At 70.0% G+C, this 22,175-nt stretch carries 11 protein-coding genes; 3 read left to right on the top strand and 8 right to left on the bottom strand.

What is annotated here, in order from left to right; genetic code table 11:
- Both GA707_RS18510 and GA707_RS18505 read left to right on the top strand, forming a co-directional pair.
- Positions 1–3,059 (top strand): SDR family oxidoreductase (locus GA707_RS18510; protein ID WP_152179937.1); only part of this gene is annotated, 3,059 nt, incomplete at its 5' end.
- Positions 3,060–3,128: 69 nt separating this feature from the next.
- Positions 3,129–8,561: a carboxyl transferase domain-containing protein gene (locus GA707_RS18505; RefSeq protein WP_152179936.1), complete on the top strand. Its 5,433-nt coding sequence runs from the start codon at positions 3,129–3,131 to the stop codon at positions 8,559–8,561.
- Positions 8,562–8,571: 10 nt separating this feature from the next.
- On the opposite strand, the gene GA707_RS18500 is transcribed toward GA707_RS18505, so the two are convergent.
- The 3 genes from GA707_RS18500 to GA707_RS18490 are packed head-to-tail and all read right to left on the bottom strand — an operon-like array spanning position 8,572 to position 12,721.
- The gene (locus GA707_RS18500; RefSeq protein WP_152179935.1) at positions 8,572–9,354 is read right to left on the bottom strand and encodes a 4'-phosphopantetheinyl transferase superfamily protein; all 783 of its coding nucleotides are present in this window, start codon (positions 9,352–9,354) and stop codon (positions 8,572–8,574) included.
- A gap of 9 nt (positions 9,355–9,363) precedes the next feature.
- Positions 9,364–9,927 carry an isochorismatase family protein gene (locus GA707_RS18495; RefSeq protein WP_152179934.1) on the bottom strand — a complete coding sequence of 188 codons (564 nt, stop codon included), beginning with the start codon at positions 9,925–9,927 and terminating at the stop codon, positions 9,364–9,366.
- 52 nt (positions 9,928–9,979) lie between these two features.
- Positions 9,980–12,721 carry a glucosidase gene (locus GA707_RS18490; RefSeq protein WP_152179933.1) on the bottom strand — a complete coding sequence of 914 codons (2,742 nt, stop codon included), beginning with the start codon at positions 12,719–12,721 and terminating at the stop codon, positions 9,980–9,982.
- A 61-nt stretch (positions 12,722–12,782) separates the two neighbouring features.
- Between GA707_RS18490 and GA707_RS18485 the strand changes: the two genes are divergently transcribed.
- Entirely contained in the window at positions 12,783–14,270 is a 1,488-nt protein-coding gene (locus GA707_RS18485) for a gamma-aminobutyraldehyde dehydrogenase (protein WP_152179932.1), read from the top strand.
- A 4-nt stretch (positions 14,271–14,274) separates the two neighbouring features.
- Here the strand turns inward: GA707_RS18485 and GA707_RS18480 are convergent, their stop codons facing one another.
- The 5 genes from GA707_RS18480 to GA707_RS18460 form a co-directional block, all read right to left on the bottom strand.
- Positions 14,275–16,428: a S9 family peptidase gene (locus GA707_RS18480; RefSeq protein ID WP_152179931.1), complete on the bottom strand. Its 2,154-nt coding sequence runs from the start codon at positions 16,426–16,428 to the stop codon at positions 14,275–14,277.
- A gap of 26 nt (positions 16,429–16,454) precedes the next feature.
- Positions 16,455–20,024: a DNA polymerase III subunit alpha gene (dnaE, locus tag GA707_RS18475; RefSeq protein WP_152179930.1), complete on the bottom strand. Its 3,570-nt coding sequence runs from the start codon at positions 20,022–20,024 to the stop codon at positions 16,455–16,457.
- 63 nt (positions 20,025–20,087) lie between these two features.
- A complete protein-coding gene (locus GA707_RS18470) occupies positions 20,088–21,026 on the bottom strand; it encodes an RluA family pseudouridine synthase (RefSeq protein ID WP_152179929.1) in 939 nt (312 codons plus the stop codon).
- Entirely contained in the window at positions 21,023–21,601 is a 579-nt protein-coding gene (gene lspA / locus GA707_RS18465) for a signal peptidase II (protein WP_152179928.1), read from the bottom strand. The genes GA707_RS18470 and lspA overlap by 4 nt, the downstream gene beginning before the upstream one ends.
- Complete coding sequence (locus GA707_RS18460) at positions 21,574–22,074, bottom strand: TraR/DksA C4-type zinc finger protein (protein WP_152179927.1); 501 nt, start codon at positions 22,072–22,074, stop codon at positions 21,574–21,576. Before GA707_RS18460 ends, lspA begins: the two co-directional genes overlap by 28 nt.
- Positions 22,075–22,175 lie beyond the last annotated feature (101 nt).

Below are 22,175 nucleotides of genomic sequence, written 5' to 3'. Positions count from 1 at the left end.
CCGAGGTCTTCGCCGCGGTCCGCCAGGAGTACGGCGTCGAACGCGACGCCACCCTCCAGCTGCGCGACTTCCCCACCCTCAACCACGTCGCCGGCTGGATCCGCGACAAGACCGGCCTACCCGCCACCCCCACCCCGGCGCCCGCCGCCGCACCGGCGGCGCCCGCCCCGGGGTCGGCTGCGGGTGGGGACCCGGTGCTGGCGAAGGTAACCGACATCGTCGCCGAGATGACCGGCTACCCGGTCGACCTGCTCGACCCGGACCTGGACCTCGAAGCCGACCTCGGAGTCGACACCGTCAAGCAGGCCGAGGTCTTCGCCGCGGTCCGCCAGGAGTACGGCGTCGAACGCGACGCCACCCTCCAGCTGCGCGACTTCCCCACCCTCAACCACGTCGCCGGCTGGATCCGCGACAAGACCGGCCTACCCGCGACCGCAGCAGCGGCACCAGCGGCCGCGCAACAACCACCCGCGCACCAAGCGCCCCACACCGGCGGCGACGCGCAAGATCCGCACGCACCGACGATGTCGATGGTCCGGGGCGACCTGGCGGCGACCGACGCCCTGCCGCGTCGCATACCCGTGCCGGCCCTGCGGCCCGCGGCGAACGCGTGCTCCGAGACCGGCGTGACGCTCGACGGAAGCCGGGTCGTGGTCATGCTTGACGAGGGCGGCGTGGGCCAGGCGTTGGTGCGCCGTCTCGAGCAGGCCGGCGCGACACCTCTCACTCTGCTGCCGGGGGTGCCCATGGAGCAGCTCTCAGCCACTCTCGACAGCTGGCTGGCCGGCGGCGCAGTGTCCGGTGTCTACTGGCTGGCAGCGCTCGACGCCGAGGGTGACGCGGCGGAGATGGACCTCGCGACCTGGACCGGCGCCCTTCAGCGCCGCGTGAAGGCGCTCTACGCGACGATGCGCCGCATGTGGGCCGACTCACCGTTCCTCGTCGCCGCGACCCGGCTCGGCGGGTACCACGGCTACGACCGAGCCGGGGCGACCAACCCGATGGGTGGGGCGGTCACCGGCTTCGCGAAGTCGTACAAGAAGGAGCGTCCCGACGCGCTCGTCAAGGCCGTGGACTTCTCGCCGAGTCGCAAGACCGCCGCCCTGGCCGACATCCTCGTCGAGGAGACCCTGTACGACCCGGGAGCGGTCGAAGTCGGGCGGACTGACGAGAAGCGCTGGGGCGTCGCCCTGGCCGAGCGCCCGTTCACCGCTCTCGACGGGATCGACGCCGCGGAAGACGCAATGAACCTCGGACCCGACTCCGTCGTCGTCGTCACCGGCGCCGCCGGCAGCATCGTCTCCGCGATCACCGCCGACCTCGCTGCGGCGAGCCGAGGCACGTTCCACCTCCTCGACCTCACTCCTGAGCCCGACCGCGACGACCCTGACCTCGTCGCCTTCGCCACGGATCGGGAGTCGCTCAAGGGCACGCTAGCCGACCGGATCAGGTCTGCCGGCCAGCGGCCCACCCCCGTTTCGATCGAGAAGGAGATGTCCCGCCTCGAGCGGCTGGCCTCCGCGGCCGCCGCCATCGACGCGGTGGAGTCCGCCGGAGGGACGGCGCACTACCACTGCGTCGACCTCACCGACGCGGACGCCGTAGCCGCCGTCGGCCGGCGGATCACCGAGACGACCGCCCGCGTGGACGTGCTGTTGCACGCGGCAGGACTCGAGATCAGTCGGAATCTTCCCGAGAAGGAGCCGCACGAGTTCGACCTCGTCTTCGACGTCAAGACGACTGGGTGGTTCACCCTGTGGCAGGCGCTGCGTGGGCTCGAGATCGGCGCGGCGGTCGTGTTCTCCTCGGTCGCCGGCAGATTCGGCAACCAGGGACAGACGGACTACTCCTCGGCCAACGACCTGCTCTGCAAGGTCGCGTCCGGGATGCGGCGGACCCGGCCCAAGACCCGCGCCCTGGCTCTGGACTGGACGGCTTGGGGCGGGATCGGCATGGCCACCCGCGGCTCGATCCCCAGGATCATGGAGCTCGCCGGAGTGGAGATGCTGCCACCGGAGGCGGGCGTCGCGTGGATCCGGCGCGAGCTGACGGCCGGTGACTTCAGCGGTGAGGTCGTCGTCGCCGGTGCTCTCGGGATGATGGCCGCCGAATACGCCGAGAGCGGCGGGGTCGACGGTGAGAAGCTGCGTCGGGGTCGCGCCCAAGGGCCGATGACCGGCGAGGTGAGCTGCAGCGTCCATCGGGGGTTCGTCGTCACGACGGCCCTGGACCCGCACCGCCAGCCGTTCCTCGATCATCACCGCATCGACGGCACCCCGGTCCTCCCGGGCGTCATGGGCATGGAGGCCTTCGCCGAGACCGCCGACCTCGTCGCGCCCGAGGGATACCGCGTCGCCGCGGTCGAGCACGTGAGCTTCCACGCCCCGGTGAAGTTCTACCGAGACGAGCCGCGGACGGTCACCGTCTACGCGCTCGTGCACCCCGCCTTCGAGGGTGACGACCTGCTCGTCGACTGTGCCCTGACGGCCGAGCGAACGCTTCCCGGTCACGACACCCCAACGGTCACGACGCACTTCACGGGCACGGTCCGCCTGACCACGGCCGAGGCCGAGGCGGAGTCGATCGACCCGGTCGGCGAGCCGCAGGGCAGGCAGCTGACCGCTGACGAGGTCTATCGGCTCTACTTCCACGGTCCGGCCTACCAGGTCGTCGGTGGGGCATGGGCGGCGAACGGGGCCGCGGTCGCGCGACTCCGCGAGGACCTCCCCGAGGACCGCACGCCTGCCGACGCACCCGTGGTCGGTGCGCCACGCCTTGCCGAGCTCGGCTTCCAGGCAGCAGGACTGTGGGAGGCCGGCCGGGAGGGCCGCCTCGCGCTGCCGCACCGGGTGGGGTCTCTGCGCGTCCGGCCCGAAGCCGGGAGCAACGGTCGACGGTATGCGGTGGCTCGCCAGACCGGCGAGTCCACCTTCGACCTACGGGTGGTCGACGAGAACGGGCGGGTCCTGGTCCGCTTGGACGACTACGTCAGCATCCCCCTGCCGGTGCCGCTCGACCCCGACGTCGCGGCGCCGCTGCGCCAGACGTTCGGCACGTGATGTCGCCCGTTCCGTCGAGGTCCGCGACCGGTCTCGGGACCGGGTCCACCTGAGGAGGAGGTCACGACGATGGAGCAGAGGATCCGCCTGGCCGTGCTCGACCGCGGAGAGCCGGCCGTCCGGCTGCTGGCTGCGGTCGGCAACCTCGAGCGCACGGACCGGGAGGCGCCGGTCACCTGCGTCATCGTCCTGACCGAGCCGCGAGGGCGGGCCTGGTATGCGAGGGAGGCCGATGAGACCGTCAGCGTCGCCGGCGCCGATGGGGCCTTCACGACCGAGGCGGTCCTCGCCGCGCTCCGGGAGGCCCGGATAGACGCGGTGTGGGTCGGTCGGGTTCCGTGCCACGACCAGCTCGCCCTCGTCACCGCGTGTGAGGAGGCCGGAATCAGCGTCGTCGGCCCTGACAGCGCCACGATCCGTCGGGTGGCGGATCCCCATCAGCTCCGGGCCGCTGCGCACCGGGCCGGGATCCCGATCGAGAACGACACCGGAATCCTGGTCCCCGGAGCCGCTCTCCCACCCGAACGACGGCGCATCGAGGTGGACGTCCTGGCCGACTCCGTCGGCACGGTCTGGGCCCTGGGTGCGCGGGAGACCACTGTGCGACGGGGAGAGCACCTGATCCTCGCCGAGCTGCCGGCCCCCGGGCTGACCGACGAGACGATCGGATCCCTTCTCGTCGCGGCCCGCACGATCACAAGGGCGCTCGCCTACCAGGGCGCCGGGGTGCTCGTGTTCAGCACGGCGATGGACGGCACCGGTGCGCGGCTTCTCGGCATCGACACCCTTGCGCGCGCGGAGCACTCGCTGCTCGAGGAGAGCACCGGATCGAGCTTCCTCCGCCTGCGCCTCGCCATCGCCCAGGGTGACCTGTTGATCCACACCGAGCCGGCCATCGAGGGTCACGCCGTCGAGACCCGGCTCATCGCCGTGGACCCGGAGCGCGACTTCGCACCCACCGGCGGTGCTGTCCAGCTGCTCGCCCAGCCCGTCGGCACCGGAGTGCGCATCGACGCCAGTCTCCGCGACGAGGATCTCGTCGACGCGGACGCCGACCCGCTTGTCGCGACGTTCACCTCCTGGGGCCATACGCGAGTCGAGGCCGTGACCCGGATGCGGCGCGCGATCGAGCGCACACTCGTCGTCCTCAGTGGGGGCCCGACCAACCGGACGGCCTTGCTGACCCTGCTCGAACGTCCCGAGGTCATCTCCGGTCCGGTCGACGCCTCGTGGTGGGACCGGCTGGCTCACAGTGCGGAGATCGTCCCGCCGCCCGACCCTGTCGCCGTGGTCGCCGCCGCGGTCGAGACGTATGAGGCCGACCTCGCGCTGGCGCAGCAGGCCTTCCTCGCCACCGCGGCCAGGGGCCGCCCCGAGCATCCCGAGGCCGTCGGCACCATGGTCACGCTCGACTACCGCGGAGCCAGTCACCGACTTCGCGTGTACCGCACAGGAGCGGACCGATACCGGATCCACGATGGCGTCGCCCTCGACGTCCAGGTCGACCGCCTCGGTCCCTACGAGCGGCGCATCGCCGTCGGAGGCCTCCGTCACCGGGTCCTCGCGGTGGCTCAGGGAGCGGGGTTCCGGCTCGAGATCGACGGCGCGGCGCATACCGTGGAGCGAACGGACGGCTTCGTCGTGCGCGCCGGATGGCCGGCCCTGGTGGCCGCGATCCTCGTCCAGCCCGGCGACCGGGTGGCGGCCGGCGACGAGGTCGCCGTCCTGGAGTCGATGAAGATGGTCTCGACGGTGACCGCGCCCTATGCCGGAACCGTCACGTCGGTGCCCGTCGTGGCCAACGCGCAGGTGGAGCGGGGCGCGCCGCTGCTGCGCATCCGTGCCGCGGATGGTCTCGAGGGCATGGACGACACGGCGATGCCCGCCGGCACCGACGGGACAGCCGGTTCCGACGGGCTGACAGCCGGCCTGCTATCCGCCCTGGTGTCCGACGACGGCGCGGCGGCCGAGCCGACCCTGCCGGATATCTTCGGCCATCTGACGCAGTACCTGCTCGGATACGACCGGGACCCCGGCGAGGTCGCCGCGCTCCTCCGCTCGCTGAGAGCCGAGGCGGCCCGGCGGCCGGCCGACGATGCCACGCTCGCGGGACTCGAGGACGAGTTCCTGGACCTGTTCGCCGAGACAGCGTCGCTGTACCGTCCCAGGACCGAGGCCGGAGAAGAGATCGAGGCGAACACCCAGGAGTACCTCATCGACTTCCTCACCGACCTCGACGCCGACCGTGCCGGGCTTCCCGAGGGCTACCGGGTGCGCCTCGAGCGCGCACTCACCCGGTACGGCATCAGCGGACTGAGACGGAGCCGGGCACTCGAGTCGGCTGTGACGTGGCTGTTCCGCTCGTTTGCCCGCGTCCCTGCCCTCGTTCCCGCCGTGATGACGATCCTCGACCGGAGGCTCACCCACGTCGAGACACTGGGGCCGGACGCCGACCATGGCCTGCGCTCGCGGATGGACCGGCTCGCCCGGGCGGCGGAGGGTCGTCAGCAACCCGTTGCGGATCTTGCGCGGGACGTCGTGTTCCACTATCTCGACGCACCGTTGCTCGACGCCGTCCGCGCCGAGGTGGAGACAGAGATGCGCACGCGTCTCGCTGCGCTGAGGGAGGACGCTCACAGATCCGACCGCGAGGAGCACATCGCCGCGCTCGTCGCCTGCCCCCATCCGCTCCGGGCGACGATGTTGCAGGTCTGGCTGGACAACGCCGCGGACCCGGGGCTCGGCGCATTCCGGGACTGCATCCTCGAGGCCTACGCCCGCCGGTTCTACCGGATCCGCGACCTGCACGGCCTCCAGGCGCGGGACGTGGGCGGTGTCCAGGTCGTCACAGCGGAGTACGACCACGAAGGCGCGCCGTTCCACCTCGTCGTCGCGTACTCGCGCTGGGACCGGCTGCCGTCGATCTCGCGGGCCCTGGCCGGACATCTCGAACTCCTCCCCGAGACGCGTGAGCTCGTCGTCGATCTCGTCCTCTGGCGAGACACCACGCGCTCATCGATCGGGGAGCTCGCCGACGAGGCCGGCGCCATCCTGGCCGAGTGCGACTTCGGGCGCCCACTGCACCGTCTCGACCTCACCGTCACCTCACTCGGTTCCACGCACGGTGACGTGGCCTCGACATCGGCGTCGGGGACCCAGCACCTCACCTTCCGCAGTGTGGGTGTGGATGGCCGGGACGGCTTCGTCGAGGATGTCACCTACCGCAACCTGCACCCCATGCTCGCCAAGCGGCTCGAGCTGTGGCGGCTCTCGACGTTCGACCTCACCCGCCTCCCCTCTCCCGAGGACGTCTATCTCTTCTCGGGCGTGGCCCGGGACAACCCGAAGGACCACCGCCTCTTCGCCCTGGCGGAGGTCCGCGACCTCCTTCGGGTCACCGACCCTGCCACGGGGGCCGCGGACTACCCCGGCCTCGGACGGATGGGTCTGCGGGCGCTGGCCGCCATGCGCGACGCGCTCGCCGCATACCCGCCGCGTCAGCGCCCGGCGGCGAACCGGCTGATGCTCTGGGTGCGCCCGCCCTGGGACATTCCCCGAACCGAGCTGCCTGCCCTGGCCGCAGCCTACGAGCCGCTGGCAAGGAACGCCGGGCTGGAGAAGCTCGTGCTCCACATCAAGGTGCCCCTGACCGACTCCGAGGGTCGAGAGCTGTTCGTCAACAAGGTGATCCACGTCGAGGGCATGGGTCGATCGGGGACCGCCATCCGCGTCACCGACCCCGGAGCGAACCCGGTCCGACCGCTGACGAGATACGCCCAGAAGCTCCTCACCGCGGCACGGTTCGGCTCGCCCTATCCCTACGAGATCATTCACATGCTCACCCCGGGCGAGGACGGCACATCGGCGTTCCCGCGCGGCGAGTTCGCCGAGCTCGAGCTCGCCGCGGCCGAAGACCCCGCCCAGGACCGGCTCGACCCGGTGGTGCGACCTCCGGCCGAGAACACCGCCCATCTCGTCGTCGGCCTCCTCACGTCCTACACCCACGTCGTTCCCGAGGGCATGACGCGAGTGGCGATCCTCTCCGACCCGACCCAGGGGCTGGGCAACCTCGCCGAGCCGGAGTGCCGCCGGATCAACGCGGCACTGGCCTACGCGGCCGCTCACCGGCTGCCGGTCGAGTGGTACGCGGTCTCGTCGGGTGCGCTGATCGCCATGGACTCCGGCACGGAGAACATGGACTGGATCGCATTGAGCCTGCGTCGGATCATCGAGTTCACACAGAGCGGCGGGGAGATCAACATCATCGTCACCGGCATCAACGTCGGCGGCCAGCCCTACTGGAACGCTGAGGCGACGATGCTCATGCACACCCGCGGCATCCTCATCATGACTCCCGCATCGGCGATGGTGCTGACCGGGAAGCAGGCTCTCGACTTCTCTGGAGCCGTCTCGGCCGACGACAACTACGGCATCGGTGGCTACGACCGGGTCATGGGGCCGAACGGGCAGGCGCAGTACTGGGCACCGAGCTTCCACGACGCCTGCCTCCTGCTGCTCCGTCACTACGACTACACGTACGTCGTTCCGGGAGAACGCTTCCCACGCCGGCGACCCACCGATGACCCACCCGACCGTGACGTCCGCGAGGCCCCTCATGAGGCAGTCCACGGGTCCACCTTCCGCACCGTCGGAGACATCTTCGACGAGCGGCACAACCCCGAACGCAAGCAGCCGTTCGACATGCGCTCGGTCATGCGCGCCGTCACCGACAGCGACTGCACTCCGCTCGAGCGGTGGGCCGACTGGCGTGACGCCGACACCTCGATCGTCTGGGACGCGACAGTGGGCGGACTTCCGGTGTGCATGCTCGGGATGGAGTCCAGGAGCGTGCCGCGCCAAGGCCCCGTGCCTGCCGATGGGCCGCCGTCCTGGACCTCGGGAACGCTCTTCCCACAGTCCTCACGCAAGACCGCCCGAGCGATCAACGCCGCGAGCGGCAACCGACCCCTGGTCGTGCTCGCCAACCTGTCCGGCTTCGACGGCTCGCCGGAGTCGATGCGTCGTCGACAGCTCGAGTACGGAGCAGAGATCGGCCGCGCAGTCACGAACTTCCGCGGGCCGATCGTCTTCGCCGTGGTCTCGCGCTACCACGGCGGCGCCTTCGTCGTGTTCTCGAAGGCACTGACCGAGACGATGGAGATCGCCGCCGTCCAGGGTGCGTACGCCTCCGTCATCGGCGGCGCACCTGCGGCGGCGACGGTCTTCGCCCGCGAGGTCAAGCAACGCACCGAGCGGGACGAGCGGGTCGCCGCCGCCATGGCCGGCGACAGGGCCCGCATCGCGGAGATCACCGCTCAGGTCCGGGCGGAGAAGCTCGGCGAGGTGGCCGACGAGTTCGACGCGATCCACACGATCGAGCGGGCGCGTCGGGTCGGGTCCGTCGATGAGATCATCGAGCCCGAGCGGCTGCGCGCGTGGATCATCGATGCCCTGGAGCGCGGCATCGCCCGGGAGGAGCATGCCGCCAACACCGCCGTCTGAGGGATTCCGCTCACGCCAGGGGCGCGCGTCCCATCCAGCTGTGGATGGGCACCGCGGCGGCGAGGTCAACGCCCCCGGGAACGACGGCGGGCGGGTCCGGCCGGGCACTCCCCGGTGGATAGGCGACGGTGAGGAGGAAGACCCCGTCACGACGCCACCAACCGGGCAGCACCCCGACGGCAGCCGAGGTCAGGACCATGGCGGCCCAGCCATCGGCACGGCGGCTCTCGTCGACGGTCACCTCGACGGTGCGGGTGTCGGCCCTGAGCCCGACCCGCAGCACCTTCAGCGCCGCCTCCTTCGCAGACCACGCGAGGTTGGCCGCCTCCTGCCAGCCGTCCTCGCCGTCACGGACGCGTCGAGCGTGCACCCACGTCCGCTCGGCCTCGGTGAGGAAGTCGACGACGAAGCCCTCACTGCGCGACTCGACGATCTCGAGGTCGATTCCCAGAGCGCCCGAGTCGCTGCCGGCCGGTCCGACCAGCGCGACAGCGGTTCCGGCCCGGTCACTGAGCGAGACCTCGAGGTCGGCGCGCCGACCGTCGAGCTCGACGTATGGTGCGCCACCCGGATGGTTCAGCAGCTCGATGCGGCTCACGGTCGCGCGGTCGATGGTCCATCCGATGGACCGTGCCACGGCCGTCTTCCCCGCCCAGCGACGCAGAAGGTGCTCGGTCCGCCGCTTGGGGAAGCGCAGCCGCTCGACCCGGGCATGCTCGCGCGGTGACAGCCAGTCAAGCCCCGCCGGCATGGTGGCCTCGTTCTGGGCCAGCCAGGCGGGGCGGTCCTGCACCCTGCAACTCTAGATCGGGGTCGACGCCCGGAACGTCACATCGGCGGACTTGACAACGAAGGCCTGGCGTCCTGGGCCGTCCTGGTCCTCCCAGTAGCCGTTCGTGTGTGCGATGACGGCCGCGGGCGGCGGCATCCCCCACTCGGTGAAGTCCTCGGTCGTGTGGGCATCGCCGACGAGCGTGACGTCGTACCCTCGCACGAACGCGCCGTGGATCGTCGACCGGATACACGCGTCGGTCTGAGCCCCCGTCACGACGAGGTGCCCCACACCCCGCGCCGCGAGCTCGTCCTCGAGGATGGTCGCTTCGAAGGAGTCGCCGTAGTGTTTCGGGACGACCGGCTCACCCTCCGCGGGAGCCAGCTCTGGCACGATCTCCCATTCGGCGCTTCCCCGGACCAAGTCGTCGTCGTCGTGCTGCACCCAGACGACCGGCACGTCGGACTCGCGGGCCCGATCGACGAGCCGGCGGATCCGCCCGATGACGGCGTCACGCTCATGGGCCTCGGCGACGACGCCCCGCTGGACGTCGACGACGAGAAGTGCGGTTCCATCCCGGGACAGAGTGCTCATGGGCGAGCACCGTACTCCCGACACCGGCACGGCGCATCCCGAATAGCGTCACTCAGTCCTCGTCCGAGTCCGCCGTCGGGCTGCGATCGGCATGCTCGCAGATGAGGTGGGCAACGAGGGCGGTCCAGCCGGTCTGGTGGGTCGCTCCAAGCCCCTCGCCGGTGTCGCCGTCGAAGTACTCGCAGAAGAACGGGTGCTCGGCCCAGAGGCGCCCGTTGCCCTGGTCGTGCGGGTCCCCCGGTCTCGCGCCGTCGGCACCCGGCTCGAAGAGCGAGATCAGCCTGTCCTCGAGCTCGTCTGCCACCTCGTGGAGGGTCACGAAGCGACCCGACCCCGTCGGCATCTCGATGCGGTCCTCCACCCCTACCCCGCCCGCATACACCCGCAGGGCGTCGATGAGGAGGACGTTGATGGGGAACCACACCGGTCCGCGCCAGTTGCTGTTGCCACCGAACAGCCCGGAGTCCGACTCGCCGGGAACGTAACGCAGTGACATCTCCACACCCGCGACGTTCGCGGAGTATCCGTCCCGGTAGGCCGCCGACATCGACCGAACTCCGTGGCCGGCGAGGAACTCGGTCTCGTCCAACATGCGCGTGACCAGCCGCAGGTACCGGTCCGGGCTGGTGAGCATCACCGTGACCGCGATGTGGTCGGGCCCCCGGGTGGGGATCAACGCCTCGGTCTGCTCCGGTCGATGGCGGCGCAACCAGGCGAGCCGCTCGGTGAAGTCGGGCAGCTCGCGCGGCACCCAGCGCGGTGCCAGGGCCACGCCGAGCAGGGGCAGCAGGCCGACGAGCGAGCGGACCCGGATCTGTTCCGAGCCGCCGTCCGGCGCAATGAGCGCGTCGTAGTAGAAGCCGTCCTCCTCGTGCCAGAGGGAGACGCCGTTGGTGCCGCCGGTCTCCATGGCGATCGAGATGGCGAGGAACCGCTCGAGGAAGGTCGTGGCGATGTCGTCCCACGCCGCGTCCTGCCGGGCGAGCTGCAGCGACATCCGCAGCATGGCCAGGCAGAAGAAGCCCATCCAGGCGGTCGCGTCCGCCTGCTCCAGCTTCCACCCGCCCGGCACCGCGTTCGACCGGTCGAACAGGCCGATGTTGTCCAGGCCGAGGAAGCCTCCCTCGAACAGGTTCGAGCCGTCCTCGTCCTTGCGGTTGACCCACCAGCCGAAGTTGAGCAGCAGCTTGGTCACGATCCGTTTGAGAAACCCGAGATCCCGCTTCCCGTCGATCTCGAAGACCCGCCACGCGGCCCACGCGTGCACCGGCGGGTTGACGTCGGAGAAGGCCCACTCGTACGCCGGCAGCTGGCCGTCCGGGTGCTGGGACCACTCCCGACAGATGAGGACGAGCTGCTCCTTGGCGAAGTCGGGGTCGATCCTCGCCAGGGCCACGCAGTGGAACGCGAGGTCCCACGCGGCGAACCAGGGGTACTCCCATTCGTCGGGCATCGAGATGACGTCGGCGAGAGCCAGGTGCTGCCACGACGTGTTGCGACCGGCATGCTCGGGCGCCAGGCGGCTGCCCGGGGGCTGCGGCTGCGCGGGGTCGCCTTCGAGCCACTGCTCGACGTTGTACCGGTACAGCTGTTTGCCCCACAGGAGCCCGGCGTAGGCGCGCCGGGCGACGTGCCGCCGCTCGGGCGAGACAGCCGCGGGGATGACCTCGGCATAGAACTCGTCCGCCTCCCGTCGGCGTTGCCGGAACACCGCGTCGAAGGCGGCGCCGAACGGCCGGTCGGGCGCCGGCCCGCCCTTGAGCCGGAGCCGCACGGTGATGCTTTCGCCCGGCTCGACCTCGCCGCAGTCGTAGTGCAGGCCCACCTTCGTGCCTCGCCCGGCCGCATTCAGCAGGGAGCGGTCCCCGTGGACGACCGCGCGGTCCACCGCGTCCTTCGGGTATGCGCTGCGCCCCTCGGTCCCCCACAGCGCCCGGTCGTTGGTCTCGTTGTCGCAGAACAGCGGGCTCGGCACGAACCGCTGCTCGCCGCCGCGACCCAGCGAGTCGGCGGCGAAGAGGCGGTACGTCCCCAGCCAGCCGTGCCTGGCCTCGATCGCCACGAGGTCGCCGTCGTCGTGCTCGGGTGGCTCGACGAGCCGCAGCGACGGCATCCGGTCGTCCCGGCCCCAGGCCCACGTGTTGCGGAACCACAGCTGCGGCACGATGTGCAGCGGCGCGGGCTCCGGGCCGTGGTTCGTCGCGGTGATGCTCACGCAGATGTCCTCTGGAGATGACTTCGCATGGCTGACGACGACGTCGAAGAAACGGTCCCCCGCGAGGACTCCGGTGTCTGCGAGCTCGAACTCTCGGTCCTCCAGCCCCCGCTCCGCGTTGCGCGCCACGAGTTCGTCGTAGGGGAAGGCGGCATGGGGGTAGCGGTACAGCCAGGACGCGAAGGAGTGGGTCGGCGTGGCGTCCAGGGGCCACCAGTACTCCTTGACATCCTCCCCATGGTTGCCTTGGGGGTTCGTCAGCCCGAAGAGCCGCTCCTTGAGACGGTCGTCGCGGCCGTTCCACAACCCTACGGCGAGGTTGAGGAACCCGAAGCGGTCGGTGAGGCCGGCCAGTCCGTCCTCGCCCCAGCGGTACGCCCGACGGTGGGCGTGGTCGAACGGGAAGTAGCCCCATGCATCACCGTCGGGGCTGTAGTCCTCGCGCACCGTACCCCACTGACGGGCACTGACGTAGGGTCCCCACAGCCGCCACGGATCCATGTCGTCCGGGCTTTCCGCGAGACGTGCGTGCTCGGCGGTGGACGGGGGACGACGGCCTGGGCCGGCAGGGGTGGGCATGCTCCTCAGTCTGGCCGATCAGTAGGCTGAACGGACGCAACGCGGCGCGCAAGGAGACCTCATGAGCCTGGAGACGAGCAACTACATCGGCGGCACGCACGGGACCGGCACCGGACCCGAGCAGACGGTCATCGACCCCTCGACCGGTCAGACGGTCTGGACCTACACGGCGGACGACGAGAGCACCGTCGCCGCCGCGATCTCCGCCGCCAGGGCCGCGTTCCCCGAGTGGTCGGGCGCCACCCCCGCGGAGCGGTCCGCCGCTCTCTACGCACTGCACACCGAGCTCGAGGCGATGGCGGAGGACCTCGCCCAGGCGGAGACCTCGCAGACCGGCAAGCCGATCCGGCTGGCCCGCGAGTTCGACGTGCCGGGATCGGTCGACAACGTCGCATTCTTCGCGGGTGCGGCACGTCACCTCCCCGGGCACGCGACTGCGGAGTACTCGGGCGATCACACGTCCTCGATCCGACGCGAGGCGATCGGGGTCGTGGGCTCGATCTCGCCGTGGAACTACCCGTTGCAGATGGCCGTGTGGAAGATCCTGCCCGCCATAGCGGCCGGCAACACGATCGTTCTCAAGCCCGCCGAGGTCACGCCCCTCACCACGCTCATGCTCGCGCAGGCGTGCGACCGGACGGGCATGCCGGCGGGGGTCGTCAACATCGTCAACGGTCCGGGTCCGCTGACCGGTGAGGCGATCGTCTCCTCCCCCCACATCGCGATGACGTCGTTCACGGGCTCGACGACCGTGGGGCGGCACATCGCGGGTCTGGCTGCGGTCAACGGGACGCGGCTGCACCTCGAGCTCGGAGGCAAGGCTCCCTTCGTCGTCTTCGACGACGCAGACCTGGACGCGGCCATCCACGGGGCGGTCGCCGCCAGTCTGATCAACACCGGCCAGGACTGCACTGCGGCGACCCGCGCATACGTGCACCGCTCCCGATTCGACGACTTCGTCTCCGGGGTCGCCGAGCTCATGGCCTCGGTGCGCCTCGGCGTTCCGACCGACCCGGACACCGACCAGGGGCCGCTCGTCTCGTTCCGGCAGCGGGACAAGGTCGCCGCGATGGTCGAGCGTGCCGTGCAGGCCGGGGCACGGGCCCTCACCGGCGGCAGGGCACCCGGAGGCGACCTCGCGACCGGGGCCTACTACGAGCCCACGCTCATCGTCGACGCCGAGCAGAAGAGCGAGATCGTCCAGGACGAGGTTTTCGGCCCGGTCCTCGCGGCGCTGCCCTTCGACTCCGACGACGAGGCTCTCGAGCTTGCCAACGACACCCCCTTCGGGCTGGCGGCGTCGGCGTGGACGACCAACGTCTTTCGGGCGCAGGAGGCCGCACGCCGGATCAGCGCGGGGACGGTGTGGATCAACGACCACATCCCGATCATCTCGGAGATGCCCCACGGCGGCATGAAGGCCTCCGGCTACGGCAAGGACATGTCGACGTACTCCTTCGAGGAGTACACCCAGGTCAAGCACGTCATGGCCGACCTGACCGGCGCCACCGCAAAGGAGTGGCACCGCACGATCTTCGGCCTGCGCTGACCGGTCAGCCCTGCGGTGCTCCCCCGCCGACCGGCACCGTCGCGCCGAGCTGGTCGAGGACGAACGCCCACTCCCAAGCGGTCTGCTCCCACGCGGCGTACCGACCGCTGCGCCCACCGTGGCCGGCCACCATCTCGGTGCGCAGCAGGATCGGCCGGGCGGCCGGGTCGTTCGCAACGGTCGCTCGTAGGGCCGCAACCCACTTGGCCGGCTCGACGAAGTAGACCCGGGTGTCGTTCAGGCTCGTCGTCGCGAGGATCGCGGGATAGACCGCGGCCGCGATGTTCTCGTACGGGGTGTACGAGCGCATGTACTCGTAGACCTCGGGGTCGTGCAGCGGGTCACCCCACTCCTCCCACTCGACAACCGTCAGCGGCAGCGAGGGGTCGAGGATCGTCGTGAGGGCGTCGACGAACGGCACGTCCGCGTGAACGACCCGAAACGCCTCGGGTGCGAGGTTGACCGCGGCACCGATGAGCAGACCGCCGGCCGAGCCGCCTGAGGCGGCCAGGCGGTCCGCCGCCACCCACCCCGAGTCGACGAGGTGGCGGGCGACGGCGACGAAGTCCGTGAACGTGTTGCGCTTGTGCTGGAGGCGCCCCTGCTCGTACCACTCGCGACCCATCTCCCCGCCGCCGCGGACATGGGCGACCGCGAACGAGACACCGCGGTCCAGCAGGCTCAGGCGCGGGATCGAGAAGTAGGGGTCGTGGGAGTGCTCGTACGAGCCGTAGGCCGTGAGGAAGCCAGGATGCGTACCGTCTGGCTCGACGCCCGCCCGGGTGACGAGCGAGACGGGGACCTCGACGCCGTCCGGTGCACTGACCCAGAGTCGTCGCTGCACGTACGCCGTCGGGTCGTAGTCGCCGAGGACCGGCACCCGGCGCAGCACCTCGCGCTCGTCGGTGCGCAAGTCGATCTCGAGGACGGTGCGCGGTGTCAGGTAGGACTCGTAGACGACGAGCACCGACTCGGTGTCCACCTCCGCGTTGTCGCCGAGGCCCACGGTGTGGATCTCCTCCTCGAAGACCAGGTCGCGCCCGAGCCGCCAGCCGGCATCGACCGTGTCGTCACGCTCGAGAAGCCGGAGCGCGGTCAGACCGGCCGACCGCAGCGAGAGCACCACATGATGAGCGAAGGCGTCCACGCCCGTGAACCGCTCGCCGGGAGCGCTCTGGAGCAAAGGTCGCCAGTCCTCGTGGGTGCTGCTCGACAGCGGCGCCCAGGCGAGGTCGCTGTTGCGGTTGTCGGCGTTGTGCACGATGAGGAGCCGGTCCGCGGCGACCTCGACGTCGTACTCGACGCCCTCCCGGCGTGGGGCGACGCAGCGAGGGCCGGCCACAGGGTCGGAGGCGTCGACCAGCCAGTGCTCCGACGTTGTCTTGGACCCGAGCCCGATCTGGATGAAGCGGTCGTCGCGGCTGGCGCCGATGCCCAGCCAGAACCGCTCGTCCTCCTCGCGCAGAACCAGCTCTCCGCTCGACGCGCCGTCCGCGTCTCCGGAGCCCACGGGGTAGCGCCACACCTCGTGTGGTCGCCAGGCGTCGTCCACCCGGGTGACGTAGACGGTGGATCCGTCGATGGTCAGCTCCGCGCCGTAGCCGATGCCGCGGATGGAGTCGTCGCGGACCGAGCCGCTCTCGAGATCGACGACGACGAGATCGAAGCGCTCGTCACCGGAGACGTCGATGGAGTATGCGAGGGTTCGGTGGTCGGCGCTGACCGAGAAGGCGCCGATCGCGAAGTAGTCGCGCCCTGAACCCAGCGCGTCGGCGTCGAGCAGCACCTGCTCGTCTGCCACGGGCAGACCGGTGCTCAGGTCTGGGCGCGGCCCGCCCGGGACGCGTGGTGAGCGGGCATGGATGCCGTAGGAGCCGCCCTCCACCATCCGGGTGTAGTACCACCACGGACCGCTGCCGACGGCGACGCTGGCGTCGGTCTCCTGGGTGCGCGAGCGGATCTCGTCATAGATGCTGCGTCGCACCGGGGCCAGGTGGTCGGTACGGGCTTCTGCGTAGGCGTTCTCCGCGTCCAGGTAGCCGATGACCTCTGGGTCGTTCTTGTCCCGCAGCCACTCGTAGGGGTCCTCGAAGGAGTGTCCGTGGTGAGTGCGTGTGCGGGGTCGCTGCGCCGCTGAGGGCGGCTCGGGAAGGGTCATGGGCGCCAAGCCTATGACCCTGAGGATCACGCTCCCAGACAGCCCGGGCCGAGCAGCGCCTTGAGGTCGCCGAAGAGTGCCTCCGACGCCGTGACCCGGTGCTTGAGTCGCAGGGTCGTCGAGCGTCCCGGCTGGCGAAGACGGAGCTGGACCTCGGTCACTCCCGGGTGGTTGTCCAGCACCTCTCGCAGCTCCTCGATGCGGCCCGCGGTCGCACGCATCGTGTCCATCTGGAGGACGACCGGGCCGCGCGGGCCGTCGGTGAGGTCGGGCAGGGTGACGTCCGAGGCGTAGATCGAGACGGTCTCGTCGCGCTTGTTGACCCGGCCCTTGACCACGCACACGACGTCCGTGCCGAGCATCGTGCTGACGGTCATCCACGTCTTGGCGAAGAAGAACACCTCGACCGCACCGTCGAGGTCCTCGACCGTCGCGATCGCATAGAGCTCACCCTTCTTGTTGCGCTTCTGCGTCAGCGAGGTGATCAGGCCCGCGATGGTCACCGTCTGGCCGTCCGCGCGACCCTCGTCCTGGGTCAGCGCGGAGATCGGGGTGTCCGCATGCCGGTCCAGCACGTGCTCGATGCCGAGCAGCGGATGGTCGGAGACGTAGAGACCGAGCATCTCGCGCTCGAAGGTCAGCAGCGTGGCCTTGTCCCACTCCGTCTGCGGAACCGGTGGCAGCCCCATGAGCTGGTCTGAGGCGGCACCGTCGTCCATCCCGAGGCCGCCGAAGAGGGAGTCCTGACCGATCGCCTCGGCCCGCTTGATCGCGACGGTGGCATCCACGTACTCCTCGTGGATCCGCAGCAGACCCATCCTCGGCTCGCCCAGCCCGTCGAACGCTCCGGCCTTGATGAGCGACTCGACCGTGCGCTTGTTCGCCACGACGAGGGAGCACTTGGACAGGAAGTCGCGGAAGGAGGCGAACCGGCCCTTCTCCTGTCGGGCCCGGATGATGTCCTCGACGACGTTGTGTCCGACGTTGCGGATCGCCTGGAGCCCGAAGCGGATATCGGAGCCGACCGCGGCGAAGCGACCGACGGAGTCGTTGACGTCGGGCGGCAGCACCTTGATGCCCATCCGGCGGCACTCGCCGAGGTAGAGCGCGGACTTGTCCTTGTCGTCACCGACGCTGGTGAGGAGGGCGGCCATGTACTCGGCCTGGTAGTTCGCCTTGAGATACGCGGTCCAGTACGACACCAGGCCGTAGGCGGCGGTGTGCGCCTTGTTGAAGGCGTAGTCCGAGAAGGGGACCAGAACACCCCAGAGTGCGGCGATCGACTCCTCGGTGAAGCCGTTGGCCTTCATTCCCTCCGAGAAGGGGACGTACTCGGCGTCGAGGACGCTCTTCTTCTTCTTGCCCATCGCGCGGCGGAGCAGGTCGGCGTTGCCCAGTGTGTAGCCGGCGAGCTTCTGGGCGATCTCCATGACCTGCTCCTGGTAGATGACCAGGCCATAGGTCGTGCCGAGGATCGGCTCCAACGCCGCCACCATCTCGGGCTGCAGCTTGCCCTTGAGCTGGGGGTCGAGAGGGATCAGCTCCTGCTTGCCGTTCTTGCGCAGCGCGAAGTTCGTGTGCGCGTTGACCCCCATCGGACCGGGACGGTACAGGGCGAGGGCGGCCGAGATGTCCTCGAAGTTGTCCGGCTGCATCAGGCGCAGCAGCGAGCGCATGCCCCCGCCGTCGAGCTGGAACACCCCGAGGGTGTCACCGCGTCCGAGCAGCTCGTACGTCGCTGCGTCGTCCAGGGTGCGGGAGAGCTCGTCGAGATCGATGTCCTCACCGCGGTTGTCGCGCACGTTGGCGATCGCGTCGTCGAGGATCGTCAGGTTGCGCAACCCGAGGAAGTCCATCTTGACCAGTCCGAGCGACTCGCACGTCGGGTAGTCGAACTGGGTGATGATCTGGCCGTCCTGGACCCGCTTCATGATCGGGATCAGGTCGATCAGGGGCTCGCTCGACATGATGACGCCGGCGGCGTGCACACCCCACTGGCGCTTCAGGCCCTCGAGGCCCTTGGCGGTCGCGACGATCTCCTGGAGGTGACTCTCGGTCTCGACGAGCTCGCGGAACTCCTTGCCCTCACCGTGTCGGGGGTGCTCGGGGTCGTAGACCTCCGAGAGGGACACACCCTTGCCCATCTGGTCGGCGGGCATCGCCTTGGTCAGCGACTCCCCGACAACGAAGGGGTGGCCCATGACACGGGCGGCGTCCTTGACGGCCTGCTTGGCCTTGATGGTGCCGTACGTGACGATCTGCGCAACGCGCTCTGATCCGTACTTGTCGGTGACGTACTTGATCACGTCGCCACGGCGACGCTCGTCGAAGTCGACGTCGAAGTCCGGCATCGACATCCGCTCCGGGTTGAGGAACCGCTCGAAGATCAGACCGTGCGGGACCGGGTCGAGGTCGGTGATCTTCATGGCGTAGGCACACATCGATCCCGCACCCGAGCCACGGCCTGGCCCAACCCTGATGCCGTTGTCCTTGGCCCACGTGATGAAGTCGGCGACGACGAGAAAGTATCCGGCGTACCCCTTGGAGACGATGACGTCGATCTCGAAGTCGGCTTGGGTGCGGGCGTAGTCGGGAACGCCTCCGGGGAAGCGCTCATGGAGACCCCGGTAGACCTCCTTGACGAACCAGCTCTGCTCACTCTCCCCCTGCGGGCACGGGAACTTGGGCATGTAGCGCCCCTCGCCCTCGGTGAACTCGACCTCGCAGCGCTCGGCGACGAGCAGCGTGTTGTCGCAGGCCTCGGGGAACTCGCGCCAGGTCCTGCGCATCTCCTCCGGCGACTGCAGGTAGTAGCCCTCGCCGTCGAACTTGAAGCGGTCGGGGTCCATCAGCGTCGAGCCGGACTGGACGCAGAGCAGGGCCGCGTGGGCGGTCGCGTCCTCGGGGTTGGTGTAGTGGGAGTCGTTGGTCGCGAGCAGCGGTAGGCCGAGGTCCTTCGCGAGGCGGAGCAGGTCCTTGATCGTTCGGCGCTCGATCTCGTTGTTGTGGTCCATCACCTCGCAGTAGTAGTTCTCGGCGCCGAAGATGTCCCGGAACTCGGCGGCTGCCGCTCGTGCGGCGTCGTACTGCCCGAGCCGCAGCCGGGTCTGGATCTCGCCCGACGGGCAGCCGGTCGTGGCGATCAGGCCCTCGCTGTGCCGGCCGAGGAGCTCCCGGTCCAGCCGTGGGTACTTGGCGAACTCCTGGTCGAGGGAGGCCTGGCTGTCCATCCGGAACAGGTTGTGCATGCCTGCCGTGGTGCGGGCCAGGAGCGTCATATGTGTGTACAGACCGCCACCGGAGACATCGTCCCCTCCGCGGGTGCGCTCGTCACCCCACTTCACTCTCGTCCGGTCCGAGCGGTGGGTGCCAGGCGTGACGTAGGCCTCGAGGCCGATGATCGGCTTGACCGACGTCTCCTGGGCCTTCTTCCAGAACTCGTGCGCCCCGAAGAGGTACCCGTGGTCGGTCATGGCGACCGCCGGCATCCCCAGCTGCTCGGCCTTGGTGAAGAGGTCGCCGATCCGCGCCGCCCCGTCGAGCATGGAGTACTCGGTGTGGACGTGGAGGTGGACGAACGACTCAGACTTTCCCATGGCTGGACCATCGTAGGTCGCGCGTCGGACACTCCTCGGCGTGTCGCCGCGGGGTGTCGCCGATCAGCGGCTCTCGAGTCGCTCCAGCGCCGCGGCGAGGTCCTCGGGATAGGAGCTCTCGAAGGTGACCCACTCCCCCGAGCCGGGGTGCTCGAAACCGAGCCCGACCGCGTGCAGCCACTGGCGGTCCAGACCGAGGCGGGCGGCGAGCCGGGGGTCTGCGCCGTAGAGGGGGTCGGCGACGCAGGGGTGTCGGACCGCCGCCATGTGCACGCGGATCTGGTGCGTGCGGCCGGTCTCGAGCCGCACGGTGAGCAGCGAGGCATGCCGGAACGCCTCGAGCAGCTCGTAGTGGGTGACGGCCGGCTTGCCCGAGTCCATCACCGCGAACTTGTAGTCGTGGCCCGGGTGCCGGCCGATCGGGGCGTCGATGGTGCCGACGATTGGATCCGGCAGGCCTTGGACGAGGGTGTGGTACGTCTTGTCGACCCGGCGCTCCTTGAAGGCACGCTTGAGGATCGAGTATGCGCGCTCACTCTTGCAGACCACCATCAGTCCCGAGGTGCCCACGTCGAGCCGACTGACCACGCCCTGCCGCTCGCTCGCACCGCTCGTGGCGATGCGGTAGCCGGTGGCCGCCAGTCCACCGACCACGGTCGGCCCACGCCACCCGGCACTCGGGTGGGCGGCCACGCCGACGGGCTTGTCGACAACGACGATGTCCTCGTCGTCATGGATGATCCGCATCCCCGGCACCGGCTCCGCGATGAGCTCGACCGACGGGGACGTGGGGGCGCCGGGCAGCTCCACCTCGAGCATGGCACCGACCGGAACGATCGCCGACTTGGCGACCTGGGTGCCGTCGATGCGGATACCCCCTCGGGACGCCACGTCCGCGGCCTTGGTCCGGGACAACCCGAAGAGGCGCGCCACCGCCGCGTCGACTCGGCTCCCCTCCAGTCCGTCCGGCACCAGGACGGTGCGCACCTCACCGCCACTCATGCGTCGTCCGCCCGGCTCGCGGTCGAGTCCGTCGAGGCGACTCCGCCGCTCTCGCGCGCCTCGCGGGAGCCGTCGAGGCCGATGCCCTTCCAGGCCAGCACGGCGATCGACAGCGCTGCCGCCACGATCGCGATGTCCGCCACGTTGCCGATGAACAGCCCTCCGTAGTCGATGAAGTCGACCACGTGCCCCCGACCGATCCCCGGCTCGCGGATGAGCCGGTCCAGGAGGTTGCCGACGGCTCCGCCGAGGAGCAGGCCCAGACACAGGGCCCAGCCGAGGTGACCCAGACGCCGCAACGACCCGAGCACGACGGCGAGGACGACGACCGCGACGAGGGTCAGCAGCCAGGTCGCCTGGTTGCCGATGGAGAACGCCGCGCCCGGGTTGCGGATGATCGTCAGTCTGATGAGGTCACCGATGACCGGGACGGACTCCCCCGGCGTGAGCGCTCGCAGCGCCCAGACCTTGGTCAGCTGGTCGAGGACGACGACGGCAAGAGCGACGAGCAGGGAGATCCACGCGAGCCGTGGGACGCGTCGAGCGGTCAGCGACGCTCCTCTTTCTTCTTGCATGGCATGCATAGGGTCGCACGAGGTGCGGCCTGAAGTCGAAGTTTGCCGATCGGGTTGCCGCAGCTCTCGCACAGGCCGTATGTGCCGTCGGCCATCCGTTGCAGAGCCCGGCGGTTCTGGTCGAGCAGGTCACGCGCGTTGTTGGCCAGTGAGATCTCCTGCTCCCGCTCGAACGTCTTGGCCCCGGCGTCGGCCTGGTCGTCGCCCGCTCCGTCGCCCGCGTCGAGCATGAGGTCGTGCAGCTCCGCCTCGGCCGTGGCGATCTCGCGCTCGAGCTGGGCGATGTCGGACTCGACCTCCGCTCGGAGCTCGGTGAGCTCGGCCTCGGTCCACGGCTCCTCGTCGTCGCGGACCGCCATGGCGGCGGCCTGCGCGGCTGTGCTCGCCTTCGTCCCCCGAGAACGAGACCGCGCCGTCGCAGCCTTCGTCGTCGCGCCGCGTTGCGCGGCCGGTGTCGTAGCCTTCGCGGCCATCGATCGTCTTCCCTTCCGTGGGCCCGTCCGGTCACCCCCCGCACGACCGTGCCGTGGGATCGGCGTGAGCGAATGGTAGCGACTGAAGCGGACCCCAGCAG

Source organism: Nostocoides sp. F2B08, assembly GCF_009184895.1.
Lineage (GTDB): Bacteria > Actinomycetota > Actinomycetes > Actinomycetales > Dermatophilaceae > F2B08.
Note: the sequence above shows the minus strand (reverse complement) of the source record. Positions and strands in the feature narration are given on the sequence as shown.

Bases quoted from the DNA above. Each gene is read 5' to 3' on its own strand.
- GA707_RS18505 (WP_152179936.1), top strand. From the start codon at position 3,129: ATGGAGCAGAGGATCCGCCTGGCCGTGCTCGACCGCGGAGAGCCGGCC.
- GA707_RS18495 (WP_152179934.1), bottom strand. From the start codon at position 9,927: ATGAGCACTCTGTCCCGGGATGGAACCGCACTTCTCGTCGTCGACGTC.
- GA707_RS18490 (WP_152179933.1), bottom strand. From the start codon at position 12,721: ATGCCCACCCCTGCCGGCCCAGGCCGTCGTCCCCCGTCCACCGCCGAG.
- GA707_RS18485 (WP_152179932.1), top strand. From the start codon at position 12,783: ATGAGCCTGGAGACGAGCAACTACATCGGCGGCACGCACGGGACCGGC.
- GA707_RS18480 (WP_152179931.1), bottom strand. From the start codon at position 16,428: ATGACCCTTCCCGAGCCGCCCTCAGCGGCGCAGCGACCCCGCACACGC.
- dnaE (WP_152179930.1), bottom strand. From the start codon at position 20,024: ATGGGAAAGTCTGAGTCGTTCGTCCACCTCCACGTCCACACCGAGTAC.
- GA707_RS18470 (WP_152179929.1), bottom strand. From the start codon at position 21,026: ATGAGTGGCGGTGAGGTGCGCACCGTCCTGGTGCCGGACGGACTGGAG.
- lspA (WP_152179928.1), bottom strand. From the start codon at position 21,601: ATGCAAGAAGAAAGAGGAGCGTCGCTGACCGCTCGACGCGTCCCACGG.
- GA707_RS18460 (WP_152179927.1), bottom strand. From the start codon at position 22,074: ATGGCCGCGAAGGCTACGACACCGGCCGCGCAACGCGGCGCGACGACG.